Source organism: Lacibacter sp. (genome assembly GCF_057361365.1).
This window is the reverse complement of sequence record NZ_JBMQSG010000011.1, coordinates 451,382-467,423: the sequence shown is the minus strand read 5'-3', so window position 1 is coordinate 467,423 and position 16,042 is coordinate 451,382. Positions and strand designations below refer to the sequence as shown.

The window sequence follows — 16,042 nt, the reverse complement described above, 5'->3', positions numbered from 1 at the left end:
TATTAGTTGTTTCCGAAAAAGGAATTATGCGTGCAATGTGGACCGGTTCGCTCGGATTTGGATTAGTGAATATCCCTATTCGCTTGTACAGTGCTGTGCAGAGTAGTACACTCGATCTTGATATGCTCGATAAAAAAGATCATGCGAATATTCGTTTTAAACGTGTGAATGAACATACTGGCAAGGAAGTGCCGTGGGAAAGAATTGTGAAAGGATATTTAGTGGATGACCGGTATGTTGTATTAACACCCGATGATTTGGCAAAGGCTGCTCCCGAAAAAACAAAGCATATCGACATTATGCAATTCGTGGAAGAAACAGAGATCAACAGTATTTATTTTGAAGCGCCTTATTATGCAGAACCTGATAAAGCAGGAGTGAGGGCATACGCTTTATTGCGAGAAGCAATGTTGAAAACCGGGCTTGCAGGCATTGGTTTATTTGTTATGCACAACAGGGAACATATTGTGGTGATAAAGGCTGAAGAAGATGTGATTATTGTGCATAAGATCAGGTTTCAGCAAGAGATACGTTCACCCGCAGAATTAAATATTCCCACTGCTAAATCAAAACCGGCTGAATTAAAAATGGCAGTGAACCTTATTCACCAGTTAAGTGCACCATTTGACATCAGTACTCTTAAAGATGAATACACCGGCAACTTGAAAAAATTGATAAAAGCAAAAGCCAAAGGCAAACGCATTGCCTATGAGCCAGTGAAAGCAATTCATTCGCCGGTGAAAGATATAATGTCGCAGTTGAAAGCAAGTCTTACAGAAAAGAAAAAGAAAGTATCATGAGTTTAACTCGCTACCGACAGAAAAGAAATTTTTCAAGTACTGCGGAGCCGGAAGGCAAGAGGAACGACAGCAAACAATTTCGTTTTGTAGTGCAACGTCACCAGGCATCGCATTTACATTTTGATTTTCGGCTGGAGCTAGGTGGTGTTTTAAAAAGCTGGGCGGTGCCGAAAGGACCATCGGTTGAGCCGGGAGAAAAACGATTGGCAGTGCAAGTTGAAGATCATCCTGTAGAATACATTACGTTTCATGGAAGAATTCCCAAAGGAAATTATGGGGCTGGTACAGTTGCTATTTGGGATAAAGGAACATTTGAACCACAAAGCAAAGTATCTGCACTTAGCGAAAAGCAGGCGCTTGCAGGAATAAAAAAAGGACATCTTGATGTGGAGTTGCATGGAAAAAAATTAAAAGGCTTGTTTTCCCTGGTGCGATTAAAAGATACTGAACCCAATTGGTTGCTCATAAAACAAAAGGACAAAGCGGAGGCAGATGAAACAACATCGGTAAAAGCGAAAACAAAAAAAGCAACGAAAGCCGCAACAAAGAGTATAAAAAAAAAGACTTCGCTAAGACCCATGCTGGCAAGCGTGGCTAAGCAGGCATTTGATGATAAGGATTGGGTGTATGAAATGAAATGGGACGGCTATCGTGTAATTGCAGAGTTAGAGAATCAGCAAACCTCACTTTGGTCGAGAAACGGGTTGAGCTTTACTGATAAGTTTTCTTTGATTGCTGAAGAATGTAATAAAATAAAGAAAAATGTTGTGATCGATGGAGAGGTTGTTTTAATGAATGAAAAAGACGTTCCCGATTTTCAGCGATTGCAACATTATGAAACAGGGGATCCCGGAGTGTTGCTCTATTATGTATTTGATCTCTTGTTTGTTGATGGTAAATCAATGAAAGATCTTCCATTGCTTGAGCGTAAGAAAAAATTAAAAGCAATACTTGGCAAACGGCAGCTTGTTCGTTATTGCGATCATATTGCCGGCAAAGGAATTGATTTTTTTAATGCGGTACATGCTATGGGGCTTGAAGGTATCATAGCAAAAGAAAAAGACTGCACTTATCGTGAAGGTGTTCGCAGCAAAAGCTGGTTAAAGATAAAGGGCGAAAGATCAGAGGAAGTGTTGATTGCAGGGTTTACAAATCCACGAAACAGCAGGAAGTATTTTGGTGCATTGATCTTAGCAACACCGAAAGGTAAAAAGTTTGTTTACCGTGGGCATGTAGGCACAGGTTTTTCGCAGGCATTACAAAAGGAATTGCTTGCGAAAATGAAAAAATTTCAAACAGACAGTTCGCCATTCAGCGAAAAAGTTCCACTTAATGAAAAAGTTACCTGGTTAAAACCAGCCATTACAGTTGAAATAGGATATGGAGAAATTACACAAGGTGGAATATTTCGTCACCCGGTATTTCTTCGTGTGAGAGATGATAAAGATTTAAATAAGGAAACATGACAGTAAGTACAAAATCTGCAAAGAAAACAGTACGTGCAGGTATACACAGTGTTACAATCAGTAACCCGGATAAGGTATTTTGGCCAAAAGAAAAATATACAAAAGCTGATCTGGTAAACTACTATAACGAGATGAGCCGTTTCGTTTTGCCCTACCTGAAGAACAGGCCGCTTAGTTTAAAGCGTAACCCCGATGGAATTTTGAGCCAGGGATTTTATCATAAAGATGCTGGTGAAAAAGCACCGTCATATGTTGACGTGTTTAAACAGGAAAGTGAAAGCAGCAATAAGGTAATCGATTACATCGTATGTAATAACAAGGCTACTTTATTATACGTAGCAAATCTTGGTTGCATTGAAATGAATCCCTGGAACAGTACAACTAAAAAACCCGACAATCCTGATTGGATGGTGATTGATATTGACCCTTCAGAAAAGAATAAATTTAAACAGGTAGTGGAAGTTGCATTGAAAGTAAAAGAAGTACTTGATAAAGCAAAGGTTGATTGTTGCTGCAAAACTTCAGGTGCCACGGGCTTGCATGTATACATTCCGATGAAGCGTGCTTATGAAACTTCTGAAGTAAGAGAGTTTGCAAGATTGATTGCTCTTCTTGTGCAGGAACAACTTCCTTCAACAACAACAGTTGAGCGTTCGATCAGTAAACGTAATGGCAGAATTTATATTGACTTTCTGCAGAACAGTAAAGGTCAAACGCTTGCATCGGCTTACAGTGTGCGTCCCGTGCCTGGAGCTTGTGTGTCTACACCACTTGAATGGGAAGAAGTAAATGAAGATCTTAACCCTAAAGCATTCACTATTAAAACAGTCCCTGATCGAGTAAAAGAGAAAGGCGATTTGTTTGAAGCAGTATTAGGCAAAGGTGCATCTATTGAAAAGGCAATTAAGCTTCTCAATGCCGAAGACCTTTAAGAAAAACCTAAGCGTTTGTAGTTTGTTGGTTTGTATTTGCAGCAGATCGTTGTAAGTAATGCCGTATTACGGACCGTAGATATTGTATCTCGAAAGGTTTTTCAATATACGCATCAGCACCAGCTTCAATGGAAAGCGGTCCTATATCCGGCGAAGCCGAAATCATGATCACCGGAACATCTTTTGTTTCCGGTTTATTTTTTAAGTACTTACAAATATCGAGGCCATTGTGTCCAGCCAACTGTTTGTCGAGCAAAAAAAGATCAGGAACTTCGAAAGAGTTGTTGAGGATATTTTCGCCAGTAGAGCTTATTTCAATTTGATAGCCGGCGTTGCCCAATATCAATTGAAATATATCACGGATGCTTTCATCGTCGTCAGCAATTAAAATTCGTTGTTTCATGGCAATCGATTCATTCGGGAATGCGGTCGTTGTTACCCACATAATACTACTTTTTTTCTTTAGTTAAATGAGGCATGGGTAGAGAGAAGAAAAATGTTGAACCTTCATCAGGCTCACTTGCAACTCCAATATCTCCTCCCTGCCTTCTTATAAATTCTGATGCAATATATAAGCCAAGTCCGAGGCCGGGAAAATGATGCGGCTTTTCAGTTCCCCTGTAATAACGGTCAAACACTTTTTGTTGATGCAGCGCATCAATGCCAATACCAAAATCCTGTACAAACACCTTTACTTTTTCTTTTTCCACAACAGTACTGATATTGATTTTATTGGCCTTCGGTGAATACTTTACAGCATTACTCAGCAGGTTGGTAATTACCTGCCCGGTACGATATCGATCACCAAACAAGATAACGGGGCGTGATAAGGTCGTTTCAATCACATGCTGTTTGGTAGTGGTTTGCACTTCTTCTGTTATTTCATGCACCAGCTCATTAATCTCGTATTCTTCTTCACGGAAGTGTAATCGGTTACTGTCGATTCTTGCATAATCCAAAAGATCCCTGATGAGTGTGGTAAGCCTGTCAACCTGGGTGTTCATTTTGCTGACCAGCAGAGTAGGGTTGTTATCTTTTGATTGGGTGATGTTTTCCTCCAGTATCTGCAGGTAAGCTTTTAAACTTGTAACAGGCGTCTTTAATTCGTGGCTCACGATGGCAATAAATTCGTCTTTATGACTTTCAAGTATTTTTCGCTCAGTGATATCCCGGTAAGTTGCAATAACGCCACTGATCTTAGGATCATCCAGCTTATTGTTGAAAATAGCATCGATAGTACGGTAGTTACCGTTTTTATGCCGCAGCCTGAATTCGCCCATAATGTTTTCGGTAGGGGATGCAACAGATTTTTGCAAAAGATTAATTTTTGTCTGCCGGTCATCAGGATGCACAATGGAATCGGTGTGAATATTTTTCCCCACTCTTTCTTCCGGTTTGTACCCCAATACGGGCTCTATCGCCGGGCTTTCATAAGTAATGCTGCCGGTTGCGTCAAGAACGGTAATGATATCCGATGCATTATGAATAAGTAATTGCAAACGCTCTTCATTTTCCCTTGTTTTTACTTCAAGGCTTTTTTGCTCCGATACATCCTGTATAGCCAAAAGAATCATGTCGCAGTTTTCTTCTTTCATTGAAAATTTGTTTGCGTTAAGCCACAGCGTCCTTTGTCCAACAGAGGGAAACTGATGAGATATTTCGAGATGATTAAAAGGAATGTTCTTATTCTGGAGTAACTGAAGTTGTTCTTTCAGGAGGGGAATATTCCATTGGGCAGCGGCTGTTTCGTATAAATACCGGCCTTCTGTTTCTTCAGGTGTTGTTTCGAACGTTTTGTAAAATCCATTGTTAGCATGAATTATCATCAGGTCGGCGTTGAGCAATAACAGTGACTCGTGTGCCGTTTCAAGAATTGCTTTTGCATAGTCACCCATCGATCGTTTTCGATGTTTTCCAGGAATATTTTTCACGTTGGTAATTCTTCTCTTCATCATTAACAAGAATGGTTAGCTACTCTTTCCAACCTTGGCTAATTACATAATTGGAGTTTGCTAAAGGTGTTTAAAAAATTATACCAGAAAAACCTCCGGTTTTTTTGATATAAAGATGCCTGTACAACAGAAAATGGATGTTAGCAGAAGAAGTGTGCTGTTATATTTCGGCTGATAAAACAGCAGGAGATTCAAAAACACTTTTTAAAACCGTAGCAATATCAATTTTGCTATCGGGTTTATCCATGCAGAGCGTAACATTTAATGCCTTTGCTTTTTGCCTTGAAACAGCATCTAAGGATGATGAGAATAGATACACCGGAATTTCTTCCAGGTCTTTCGTCTTTCTCAATTCTTCGGTTATTTCAAGGCCATTCATCTTGGGCATATTATACTTGATGAATATTTTTTCAGGCCGCAGGTAATGAAGCATCTTAATTGCATGCGGTCCGTTTGCTGCATAGGTGCATTTGAATTTATCGCCCATGTCATTTAAGGTCTTCACAAAAAATCTCATCTCTTCAATATCATCATCTACGAGGAAGATATGTGTTTTCATGTGTTTGTGTATTTGTCTTATTACATTTCTGCCGGGTTCGATCAATGTACACTTATTAACATCTCAATTACACCTATGAAATATCATGCCTTGTTTTAAACGAATCAAACTAGGATTTTACCTTAGTTCATTTGTTATTCTGTTGCATTATTTCCCCATTTTAAAAACGATTGCCGAATTGAAAACCTGCAGCGCAATTATCTGCCCTTCTTTTAACCAATTTTTCTATGGCTGATTTTTTGCACTATCAACTGCGATACCTATTCATGAATCAATCATACAGCACTCATGGCTACGAAAAAGAATAAACCAACAACTAACCAGGTAAAACAAGAGAGCCGTAAAATAACGGACCTCGCTCCTGAAATGGAAACCGGTTTCAACGAACTTATGACAACCGACCAAGGTGTAAGGATAAACGACGATCATAATTCATTAAAGGCGGGCGAAAGAGGTTCAACTTTAATGGAAGATTTTATACTACGGGAAAAGATAACCCACTTCGATCATGAACGGATTCCTGAGCGAGTGGTGCATGCACGTGGTTCGGCAGCTCACGGCGTATTTAGAGTATACAAAACAATGGGTGATCTTACAAAGGCAGGCTTCCTAAATGATCCTTCTATTGAAACGCCGGTGTTTGTTCGTTTTTCAACGGTTGTTGGTTCGAGAGGTTCAACTGATCTTGCCAGAGATGCAAGAGGCTTTGCAGTAAAATTTTATACACAGGAAGGGAACTTTGATCTTGTTGGAAACAACATACCTGTATTTTTTATCCAGGATGCAATGAAGTTTCCGGATTTAGTGCATGCAGTAAAACCAGAACCTCATCATGAAATGCCACAGGCAGCTGCTGCACATGATACCTTTTGGGATTTTATTTCGTTAATGCCTGAATCGGCACATATGATCATGTGGGCTATGAGCGACAGAGCTATTCCCAGAAGTTATCGTATGATGGAAGGTTTTGGTGTGCATACTTTCCGGCTGATTAATGAAGCAGGTGAATCTAATTTTGTAAAGTTTCATTGGAAGCCATTGTTAGGCGTGCATTCTGTAACATGGGATGAAGCACAAAAAATTTCAGGAAAAGATCCTGACTTTCATAGAAGGGATTTGTGGACTGCTATTGAAAACGGAGACTTTCCCGAATGGGAATTGGGCATACAGGTAGTGCCTGAAGCAGATGAACACAAGTTTGAATTTGATCTGCTTGATCCTACTAAATTAATTCCTGAAGAGTTAGTGCCAGTGCAACGTATTGGTAAGATGACACTCAATCGTAACCCTGATAATTTTTTTGCTGAAACAGAACAGGTAGCTTTTCATGTAGGCAATATTGTTCCGGGTATTGATTTTACAAATGATCCGCTGATGCAGGGACGATTGTTTTCCTATTTGGATACGCAGCTCATTCGTTTGGGGGGACCAAATTTTCATGAGCTACCCATTAACCGGCCAATAGTGCAGGTGCACAATAATCATCGTGATGGGTTTAGTCGTCAGCAGATCAATAGGGGCAAAACAAGTTATTCTCCTAATTCATTGGGTGGTGGTTGTCCTTTCCAGGCGAAGATGAGTGAAGGTGGCTTTACATCATACACCGAACGAATTGATTCAAAAAAAATAAGAGAAAGAAGCCCAAGCTTCTTTGATCATTTCAGCCAGGCTAAATTATTTTATGATAGCCAAACCGATGCTGAGAAAAATCATATCGTTGATGCATTATCATTTGAACTCGGTAAATGCGAAACTGAAGCAATACGACAGAGGATGCTTGGTATACTCTCGAAAATCGACAAAGGTTTAGCGTCCGAAGTAGCTTACAATCTTGGCTTGCATGTTCCTAATCCTCCGGAACAACCGATGAATCATAGCATACCTGCCGATGGAAAAGTAGAAGATTATCAACCGACAAAAGTTAAAAGCAGTTTGCAAAAGTCAGAAGCATTAAGCATGGCCAATACGATAAAAGACACCATACGTACCAGGAAAATTGCCATACTTGCTGCAAATGGAGTAGATGAAGATTCTTTATTGCCGGTAAAAGAAATGTTGGAAGCAGAGGGAGCAATGACAGAAATCGTAGCGCCGAAGTTAGGGGTGATAGTTGGCGAAGCAGATACAGAATTTACTGTGCCGCAAAGTTTTTTTACAACAGCATCTGTATTGTATGATGCAGTATATGTGCCCGGTGGCATTAGTGCTGCTACACTTGCAGGCGAACCTGATGCAATTCATTTTTTAAATGAAGCTTATAAACATTGCAAAGCAATAGCTGCCGATGTTAGTGCTATGCCTTTGCTACAGGAAACTTATTTCTATAAAAAGTTGCCCGAAGATCATTCAAAAGAAACTGCATTAACGGAAGGAATTATTATCCATGATGACATAAATGAACTTGCAAAACGATTTGTGGCCGCAATTGCACAGCATCGTTTTTGGGATAGAGAAAAGCCAAAGAAAGTCCCTGCCTAATTAGTAAATAGTTTTTTCGATGAATGATGTAATAATGAGTATGCTAAGGTTTGACTAAACGTTATTGTTGTTTACAATTGACCTTTTCTTCTTGAAAATGTGATGGACTAAAAACCATATACAGTTTTAATAACAGCACGATTAAAGATTTTGGCTTCAATCGAATAAATTATATGCTCTTGCGTAAAAAAACTGGGGAATAATTTGGACATATTTTTCAAACATTGATATTAACTGCCTTATCCACTCATTATCAAGCATTCATCTTTTCGAATAAATCGGATGTATTATTACTTAAATCGGTAAAAACACAACTGGTGGCACAATTTTGTATTTGTATAACATAGCTAATTCATTCTTCAAAGGGAAAACTTACCGAGTATGGACATTATTTGCTTTTGTCATTTAAGATGGAATTTTGTGTACCAACGTCCGCAACACCTTATGAGCAGGTTTGCAAAAGATAACCGTGTGTTTATTATTGAAGAGCCTGTGTTTGATGTTGAAAAATCTTTCCTGGAAAAAATTAGTAAGAGCGACAATCTGCAAATACTTGTTCCGCATTTAACTCAAGGATTATCTGAAGAAGAAAATATCAATGAACAACAAGTTTTATTAAGCAGTTGGTTTTCCGGAGAAAACATTGGCGAATATATTGCCTGGTATTATACAGCAATGTCGCTGCCTTTAGGTAATTCTTTACCAGAACCCGCATTAACGATCTATGATTGTATGGATGAACTTTCTGCATTTAAGAATGCACCGGCTGCCATGAAAGAAAATGAACAAAAACTTTTGGAGCAAGCTGATATTGTTTTCACCGGGGGGCACAGTTTGTATGAAGCAAAAAAACATTTGCATCATAATATTCATCCGTTTCCAAGCAGTATTGATAAAGCACATTTTTCAAAAGCAAGAAATATAACAAGCGAGCCTGCTGACCAGGCTGCCATACCTCATCCACGCATTGGTTTTTTTGGTGTAATTGATGAGCGTATGAATATTGATTTGTTACACCAGGTAGCAACCTTAAAACCTGATTGGAATTTAGTGCTTATCGGACCGGTTGTAAAAATTGATCCGGCAAGTTTACCATCAGCACCAAACATTCATTACCTGGGCTCACGTTCATACGATGAATTACCGGCTTATTTATCCGGATGGGATGCAGCTACCATACCTTTTGCATTGAACGAATCAACTCAATTCATCAGTCCAACTAAAACACCTGAGTATTTAGCTGGTGGTGTTCCTGTTGTATCAACTTCTATTCAGGATGTAGTTAATCCATATGCTGATGAAGAGTTGGTATTTATTGCAGATACTCCTGAAGATTTTGTTGTTGGCGTTGAATGTTCTTTCAACTTACGAAATGATCCACAGTGGATAAAAGAAGTAGATGAATTTTTAAGCAACACTTCATGGGATATCACGTGGAGCGATATGATGTCACTAATTCAAAACAAACTGGATTCGTCTTCAACAGCCGAACCGGTAAAAAAAAATAACGAATATGTTTGATTACTTAATTGTGGGAGCAGGTTTTGCCGGATCTGTGCTGGCCGAGAGGCTGGCTTCACAGGCAGGAAAAAAAGTTTTACTGATTGACAAAAGAAGTCATATTGGTGGAAACACTTATGATTATTATAACAGCGCCGGTATTTTGGTGCATGAATACGGACCGCATATTTTTCATACTAATTCAAAAGAGATATTTGATTACTTGGGAGCCTTCACTACATGGCGTCCTTACGAACACCGTGTGCTGGCGAGTGTTGATGGAATGATGGTGCCGATACCCATCAACCTTAATACAATCAACACGCTGTATGGTATGAATCTTAACAGCGACCAGGTAGATGAATTTCTTGCGTCAAAGGCTGAACAAAAAACAAGAATACTTACTTCTGAAGATGTGGTGGTAAGCAAGGTGGGGCGTGAGTTATACCAGAAATTTTTTCAAGGCTATACAAAAAAACAATGGGGGCTTGATCCCTCTGAATTAGATGCCTCAGTTGCAGCACGCATCCCCACACGCAACAACCGTGATAACAGGTATTTTACTGATACTTACCAGGCGATGCCTTTACACGGATACACAAAAATGTTCGAAAATATGTTATCGCATCCAAACATAAAAGTGATGCTTAACACAGATTATAAAGAGATTGAAAAAATGATTCCGTATAAGGAAATGATTTATACTGGTCCGGTTGATTATTATTTTGATTATTGTTACGGTAAACTTCCATACCGTTCGATCGAATTCCGTTTTGAGACAATGGAAACAGAAGTTTTTCAACCAACCGGTACAGTGAATTATCCTAATGAGCATCCTTATACAAGGTCAACTGAATTTAAATATCTCACCGGTCAGAAACATGCAAAAACAACAGTGGTATATGAGTATCCAAAAAGTGATGGTGATCCATATTACCCTGTGCCAACATTAGAAAACGCAGAGCTTTATAAAAAGTATCAGCTGCTTGCAAACAGCATGAAGAATGTTTACTTCACCGGAAGACTGGCGACGTATAAATATTATAATATGGACCAGGTGGTGGGACAATCGCTGAAACTTTTTAAAACTTTGATTAATCAAACTAAAACCGAGCGACCTGTCAATGGAAGCAAAGTTACTTCATTGCACTCCTGAAGTTTGGGCTGGAGTGGAGTGCACAATAAACCGGGTTCAAAGTAATTACTTTGATCAATTGAATATGGCGGGCCATTACGAACGGCCTGCTGATATTGAACGGTTTGCTGAATTGGGTATAAGCAAATTGCGTTACCCGGTTCTGTGGGAAACGCATGAGCCAGAAGAATCAATAGAAATTGATTGGAGTTGGACCGAGCAACAATTACATTCAATTCGCAAAAATAAAATTGTTCCTATTGTTGGTTTGGTACACCATGGTAGTGGTCCGGCATTTACAAATTTGCTCGATAAAGAATTTCCGCTCAAGCTTTCGAAATACGCTGCAAAAGTTGCTGCAAAATTCCCCTGGATAAAATATTATACACCCGTTAATGAACCGCTCACAACAGCAAGGTTCAGCGGCCTGTATGGTTTTTGGTATCCTCATATGCAAAGCGAATTAAGCTTTGTACAAATGCTGGTGAACCAGCTAAAGGGAACAGTTATGTGCATGGAGGAAATTTGGAAAGTAAATCCATTTGCAAAACTTGTACAAACCGAAGATCTTTCTAAAACACATAGTACGCCAGTTCTTGGTTACCAGGCAAAGTTTGAAAATGAACGTCGTTGGTTAACAAATGATTTGTTATGCGGCAAAGTGAATGAAAAACATTTTTTCTGGAAATATTTTATTTCATTGGGAATTGATAAAGCAGATTTGCAGTTCTTTTTAGAGCATCCTTGTCCGCCGGCTATTATTGGGTTTAATTACTACGTCACTTCGGAAAGATGGCTCGATGAGCGAATTGAAAATTATTCACTCTTTACACATGGCAGCAATGGCAAACATGTATATGCAGATACAGAAGCTGCAAGAACGGGAACCAGTATTGGTTTAGGTGAATTACTGAAGGAAGCATGGCAACGTTACCATCTTCCACTTGCAATTACAGAATGTCATTTAAGTTGTACAAGAGAAGATCAGTTGCGGTGGTTGAAAGAAACATGGGATACTTGCTGTGATTTGAAAAGACAGGGAGTGAATATCAGGGCAGTAACTGCATGGTCTTTGCTGGGTGCATATGATTGGAACAGCCTGGTAACATGTAATAACAACTATTACGAATCAGGTGTGTTTGATGTCAGCAACAATCAATTAAGAGCTACTTCATTGGGGAAAATGATTCATTCAATTGCAACAACAGGAGATTTTGATCATCCATTGTTTGCGGGGAAAGGGTGGTGGCAGAGACAAGAATTGTTTGCAAACGCTGAAAATAAACCGATGTCGAAAAAGATATCTCCTTTAATGATTATCGGTAAGACGGGCACACTTGGAAATGCATTTGTAGAAATATGTAAGATGCGTTCCATTCCATATGTAGCTGTTGGCAGGGAAGATGTTGACATTTTAAATGAGCAAAGTATAAACGCATTAGTGAATGAATACCGGCCATGGGCAATGATCAATGCAACAGGTTATGTGCGGGTTGATGATGCTGAGCAACAAAAAGAAGAATGTTTTGCTATCAACACAACTGCAGCATCTCTGTTGGCGAAAGTTTGTTATGATCATGACATTCGGTTTATGAGTTTCTCATCTGATCTCGTTTTTGATGGTGAAAAGCGAGCGCCGTATCATGAGGATGATCAGGTGTTACCGCTGAATATTTACGGCATCAGTAAGGGGCAAGCGGAGAAAATGATCATGACGGAAAATCCATCAGCACTCATCATACGTACCAGTGCATTTTTTGGGCCCTGGGACAAATACAATTTTGTGTATGCCGTGCTTGATGCTATTCAAAACAATCAACCTTATTATATGGCGGGTGATGTCATCATATCACCCACTTACGTTCCTGATCTTTGTCACAAAGCAATGGATCTTTTTATTGATGAAGAAAAAGGAATTTGGCATTTGTCGAATGAGGGTAATGTAACATGGGCAGAGTTTGGCGGCATTATTGCGGAGAGAAGTGGAAGTAAAAAGCATCAACTGATTTCGAAACCTCTTGCAGAAATGGGATGGAAAGCGCAGCGACCTCTTTACAGCGTTTTACAAAGCGATAAGGGTATAAAGCTTCCTCCATTGCACAATGCATTGGATCGGTTTTTCGAAAGCAGGCTTGCATAAAACGTTGTACAAATGGCAGGAAATAAATTCATGTTTGCCACTGGCATTGAAAACAGTTATCCCACAATTGTTTTGCCCGATGGTAAAACAAAACGAGTAGATGAAATGGAAAAGACAGATCATTATGCCCGATGGCAGGAAGATCTGCAATTAGTAAAAGATGTGGGCATCGAGTTCTTACGCTATGGCCCTCCCTACTACTCAACTCATTTGGGCCCCGATCGCTACGATTGGTCGTTTGCCGATGAAACATTTAACAGGTTAAAAGAACTACATATTACGCCCATTGTGGATCTCTGCCATTTTGGTGTGCCTGATTGGTTAGAGAATTTTCAAAACCCTGACTTTCCTTACTACTTTGCGGAGTATGCACAGGCATTTGCACAGCGTTTCCCTGATCTGCAACTCTACACGCCGATCAATGAAATTTTTATTACGGCAATGTTCTCGGCTCAGTATGGGTGGTGGAACGAACGACTGCGTTCAGATGAAGCGTTTGTTACTGCACTTAAGCATTTGTGCAAAGGCAATGTAAAAGCAATGAAAAACATTTTGAAGGTGCAGCCCGATGCTACTTTCATTCAAAGTGAATCATCAGAATATTTTCATGCAATGGATCCGCTGGCAGTTCCACGTGCACGTTTCCTCAATCAAAAACGTTTTCTTTCGCTTGATCTTACTTATGGTTATCCATTGAACGTAACCATGTATGAATATTTGCTGAAGAATGGAATGACACGCCAGGAATATGAATGGTTTATTCATAACCAGGTAAAGGCAAAATGTATCATGGGTAACGATTATTATGTTACCAACGAACATCTTGTTTTTCCGGATGGGCATACACAGGCAGCGGGAGAAATATTCGGTTACTATGTAATCACTAATCAATATTATAAGCGCTACAAGTTGCCCATCATGCATACGGAAACAAATATTAAAATGCCCGCATGCAAAGAATGGTTACTGAAACAATGGGCAAATGTCCACCGGTTAAAGCATGATGGAATTCCTATTGTTGGATTTACATGGTACAGCTTATTGCACCAGGTTGATTGGGATTCGGCCTTACGCAACGATGCGGGCAATATCAACGAGCTTGGCTTGTTTGATCTTGACCGCAAAATAATGCCCGTAGGTGAGGCGTATAAAACGCTTATTGATCACTGGAAAGATATTCTCAATGAAGAGGCCTATGGCTTAGTGTTCGATAACTGGTGATGCTAATCAACGAAGAAATACTTTTTCTTCCCTGATAATGTCTGCTGTAAATCTTGTAAACAGATCGAAAGCTTCTTTGCTGTTTGTTTCCCTATCGGCAGGCTTTTCGGTAAACGACTTTATGCCTTTTGGAATCAGCGATTTAGGTTGTTTGTCTGCACGCACTTGGTTCACTTTGTCTTTCATTTCAAGAGAGTTTAAAATGCATCACGAGGTGAGCATTGATTAGAAAATGATGCTTTTAAAGGGTCCTGATCATATGAAGGATATTATTCTACTTCAAGAAACATGCCGTTGATAGCGCAAAAGAACGCTCAGGCGGGCCAAAGGCGTCACTACAAATTTGAGTTAAAGAAATGTAAACAGCTTACAGCAAGCAGTTTATGACTTTTCCCCGTCCGTACTATTTTTCTTCGAAACAGTTTTCTGCTTCTGGTTGTGCCAGGTGTCAACTTCGTCGAGCGAATGCGAAGAGTGTAGATTTGTTTCCTCCTGGGCTTTCTCGGCCAGCTTAATGTAGAATTTTTTCATGAGCAGGATTTCCTCTTCGGTGAGGTCTTCAATATCAACCAAACGGTTGCTGGCTTTTTCATTACAGGCAATAAGTTCATTCAACTTCATTTGTATGGCAGCGGTATCCTTGTTTTGAGATTGCTGAATGATAAATACCATTAAAAATGTGATGATGGTGGTGCCCGTATTGATCACCAGTTGCCAGGTGTCTGAAAAATCAAACAACGGTCCGCTGACAGCCCAGATAATAATCACCACAAAAGCTGAAATAGATGCAAATGGGCTTCCGGTCTTTCGGGTGATCCAACCTGATATTTTATTAAACAGTCGGGCAGTGGCCAGCTTTTTTGGTGGAATGGAACTGCTACCGGTTTTTTTTTGCGTTTGATTTTTCATGCTCATGTGTTTACGTTTTACTTTCAATTGGGTTTTAAAAAGGCCAGGTGTCAACCCGGCCTTTTATGCTATACATTTCTAACTGTTTAAAAGTTATGCTTCTTCTTCTGCGGGTTCTTGCTCTGCTTCCCAATTAATATTGTTTTCAGCAATTTCAGAAAGCAAACCATCTGTTTCTTTTTCTTCTTCTAATGTAGAGTTCAAAATTTCAGCAATATCGGTTTTGCCCATGGTGTTTGCCAGGCTTACCAACGTGCCATAAGCTGAAATTTCATAGTGTTCTACTTTTTGTGCTGCCATAATAATACCGGCATCTCTTGTCATGCTACCAGGATCTGTTTCTTCCAGGATTGATTGACCTTCTTTAAGCAGACCTTCCATACCATCGCACTTTTTTGCTTGTGCTTTTTTATCCATTATTTCAAACACTTGTTCTAAACGTGCAACATGTTCTTCAGTTTGTGCTAAATGCTCATCAATTGCATCCTTCAGTTCCTGTGTGGTTGCTGCTTTACTCATTTTGGGCAATTCCTTCACCAAATGTTTCTCTGCCCAATAAATGTCTTTCAATGCATCATGAAACAATTTTTGAAGTTGAGAGTTTGATTCGGCCGCTGCCTGTCCATTTGACGATGACCGTTTACTCTTTGCTGCTGTCGGTTTTTTTGATTTTGCTGTAGGCATAGCTAATGTTTTAATTGTTTTTATAGATTGTATGTTAAGAGAAACAAAGCACATGCCATCTCTTACTCTGTTACAAATATGAATTTTCTTAGGTTTTTACAAAGATGCTGCAGTAGATATTGCACAGGGTGTCGAATTTTATAATGCATTACATCGTTTGAAAAAAACTGTTTTTGCTGATGCAATACAAAGGGAGAATCATGGTTTGGCAAAAATGAAAATCGAAAAGATCACAGTGTTCGGATGATGGAATTTTTTGATCATCA

Annotated in this window: 14 protein-coding genes; 8 read left to right on the top strand and 6 right to left on the bottom strand. The window is 39.4% G+C overall.

Annotated elements, in window-relative coordinates; all coding sequences use genetic code 11:
• The first annotated feature begins 26 nt into the window (after positions 1–26).
• From ku to ligD (ACO1QW_RS11390), 3 genes are read left to right on the top strand one after another with little or no spacing between them, the layout of a single operon-like run.
• Positions 27–800 (top strand): non-homologous end joining protein Ku, encoded by a 774-nt coding sequence (gene ku / locus ACO1QW_RS11400; protein ID WP_486258599.1) that lies wholly within the window; start codon positions 27–29, stop codon positions 798–800.
• Complete coding sequence (gene ligD, locus ACO1QW_RS11395) at positions 797–2,266, top strand: non-homologous end-joining DNA ligase (protein ID WP_486258597.1); 1,470 nt, start codon at positions 797–799, stop codon at positions 2,264–2,266. The genes ku and ligD (ACO1QW_RS11395) overlap by 4 nt, the downstream gene beginning before the upstream one ends.
• Entirely contained in the window at positions 2,263–3,198 is a 936-nt protein-coding gene (gene ligD, locus ACO1QW_RS11390) for a non-homologous end-joining DNA ligase (RefSeq protein WP_486258595.1), read from the top strand. The genes ligD (ACO1QW_RS11395) and ligD (ACO1QW_RS11390) overlap by 4 nt, the downstream gene beginning before the upstream one ends.
• A gap of 7 nt (positions 3,199–3,205) precedes the next feature.
• Here the strand turns inward: ligD (ACO1QW_RS11390) and ACO1QW_RS11385 are convergent, their stop codons facing one another.
• From ACO1QW_RS11385 to ACO1QW_RS11375, 3 genes are all read right to left on the bottom strand, one after another.
• Positions 3,206–3,643, bottom strand: a complete 438-nt coding sequence (locus ACO1QW_RS11385) for a response regulator transcription factor (protein WP_486258593.1) — start codon at positions 3,641–3,643, stop codon at positions 3,206–3,208.
• Between the two features lie 4 nt (positions 3,644–3,647).
• Complete coding sequence (locus ACO1QW_RS11380) at positions 3,648–5,150, bottom strand: PAS domain S-box protein (RefSeq protein ID WP_486258592.1); 1,503 nt, start codon at positions 5,148–5,150, stop codon at positions 3,648–3,650.
• Positions 5,151–5,310: 160 nt separating this feature from the next.
• On the bottom strand, positions 5,311–5,709 hold the full coding sequence (locus ACO1QW_RS11375) for a response regulator (RefSeq protein WP_486258590.1): 399 nt from the start codon (positions 5,707–5,709) through the stop codon (positions 5,311–5,313).
• A gap of 288 nt (positions 5,710–5,997) precedes the next feature.
• Here ACO1QW_RS11375 and ACO1QW_RS11370 point away from each other — a divergent pair, with 288 nt between their 5' ends.
• The 5 genes from ACO1QW_RS11370 to ACO1QW_RS11350 all read left to right on the top strand — a co-directional run bounded on the left by ACO1QW_RS11370 (position 5,998) and on the right by ACO1QW_RS11350 (position 14,183).
• Positions 5,998–8,187, top strand: a complete 2,190-nt coding sequence (locus ACO1QW_RS11370) for a catalase (protein WP_486258588.1) — start codon at positions 5,998–6,000, stop codon at positions 8,185–8,187.
• Between the two features lie 381 nt (positions 8,188–8,568).
• On the top strand, positions 8,569–9,708 hold the full coding sequence (locus tag ACO1QW_RS11365) for a glycosyltransferase family 1 protein (protein ID WP_486258586.1): 1,140 nt from the start codon (positions 8,569–8,571) through the stop codon (positions 9,706–9,708).
• Complete coding sequence (gene glf / locus ACO1QW_RS11360; protein ID WP_486258584.1) at positions 9,701–10,843, top strand: UDP-galactopyranose mutase; 1,143 nt, start codon at positions 9,701–9,703, stop codon at positions 10,841–10,843. The genes ACO1QW_RS11365 and glf overlap by 8 nt, the downstream gene beginning before the upstream one ends.
• Complete coding sequence (locus ACO1QW_RS11355) at positions 10,812–12,962, top strand: family 1 glycosylhydrolase (protein ID WP_486258582.1); 2,151 nt, start codon at positions 10,812–10,814, stop codon at positions 12,960–12,962. Before glf ends, ACO1QW_RS11355 begins: the two co-directional genes overlap by 32 nt.
• Positions 12,963–12,974: 12 nt before the next feature.
• A complete protein-coding gene (locus ACO1QW_RS11350; RefSeq protein WP_486258580.1) occupies positions 12,975–14,183 on the top strand; it encodes a family 1 glycosylhydrolase in 1,209 nt (402 codons plus the stop codon).
• A gap of 6 nt (positions 14,184–14,189) precedes the next feature.
• Here the strand turns inward: ACO1QW_RS11350 and ACO1QW_RS11345 are convergent, their stop codons facing one another.
• From ACO1QW_RS11345 to ACO1QW_RS11335, 3 genes are all read right to left on the bottom strand, one after another.
• Positions 14,190–14,369 (bottom strand): hypothetical protein, encoded by a 180-nt coding sequence (locus ACO1QW_RS11345; RefSeq protein ID WP_486258578.1) that lies wholly within the window; start codon positions 14,367–14,369, stop codon positions 14,190–14,192.
• A gap of 195 nt (positions 14,370–14,564) precedes the next feature.
• Positions 14,565–15,098, bottom strand: coding sequence for a low affinity iron permease family protein (locus tag ACO1QW_RS11340; protein ID WP_486258577.1), 534 nt, complete (start codon positions 15,096–15,098; stop codon positions 14,565–14,567).
• A gap of 87 nt (positions 15,099–15,185) precedes the next feature.
• The gene (locus tag ACO1QW_RS11335; RefSeq protein ID WP_486258575.1) at positions 15,186–15,776 is read right to left on the bottom strand and encodes a YciE/YciF ferroxidase family protein; all 591 of its coding nucleotides are present in this window, start codon (positions 15,774–15,776) and stop codon (positions 15,186–15,188) included.
• Between the last annotated feature and the right edge of the window lie 266 nt (positions 15,777–16,042).

Bases quoted from the DNA above. Each gene is read 5' to 3' on its own strand.
- ACO1QW_RS11375 (WP_486258590.1), bottom strand. From the start codon at position 5,709: ATGAAAACACATATCTTCCTCGTAGATGATGATATTGAAGAGATGAGA.
- ACO1QW_RS11335 (WP_486258575.1), bottom strand. From the start codon at position 15,776: ATGCCTACAGCAAAATCAAAAAAACCGACAGCAGCAAAGAGTAAACGG.
- ligD (WP_486258597.1), top strand. From the start codon at position 797: ATGAGTTTAACTCGCTACCGACAGAAAAGAAATTTTTCAAGTACTGCG.
- ACO1QW_RS11345 (WP_486258578.1), bottom strand. From the start codon at position 14,369: ATGAAAGACAAAGTGAACCAAGTGCGTGCAGACAAACAACCTAAATCG.
- glf (WP_486258584.1), top strand. From the start codon at position 9,701: ATGTTTGATTACTTAATTGTGGGAGCAGGTTTTGCCGGATCTGTGCTG.
- ACO1QW_RS11380 (WP_486258592.1), bottom strand. From the start codon at position 5,150: ATGAAGAGAAGAATTACCAACGTGAAAAATATTCCTGGAAAACATCGA.
- ACO1QW_RS11355 (WP_486258582.1), top strand. From the start codon at position 10,812: ATGGAAGCAAAGTTACTTCATTGCACTCCTGAAGTTTGGGCTGGAGTG.
- ACO1QW_RS11385 (WP_486258593.1), bottom strand. From the start codon at position 3,643: ATGTGGGTAACAACGACCGCATTCCCGAATGAATCGATTGCCATGAAA.
- ACO1QW_RS11370 (WP_486258588.1), top strand. From the start codon at position 5,998: ATGGCTACGAAAAAGAATAAACCAACAACTAACCAGGTAAAACAAGAG.
- ACO1QW_RS11365 (WP_486258586.1), top strand. From the start codon at position 8,569: ATGGACATTATTTGCTTTTGTCATTTAAGATGGAATTTTGTGTACCAA.
- ligD (WP_486258595.1), top strand. From the start codon at position 2,263: ATGACAGTAAGTACAAAATCTGCAAAGAAAACAGTACGTGCAGGTATA.
- ACO1QW_RS11340 (WP_486258577.1), bottom strand. From the start codon at position 15,098: ATGAGCATGAAAAATCAAACGCAAAAAAAAACCGGTAGCAGTTCCATT.
- ACO1QW_RS11350 (WP_486258580.1), top strand. From the start codon at position 12,975: ATGGCAGGAAATAAATTCATGTTTGCCACTGGCATTGAAAACAGTTAT.
- ku (WP_486258599.1), top strand. From the start codon at position 27: ATGCGTGCAATGTGGACCGGTTCGCTCGGATTTGGATTAGTGAATATC.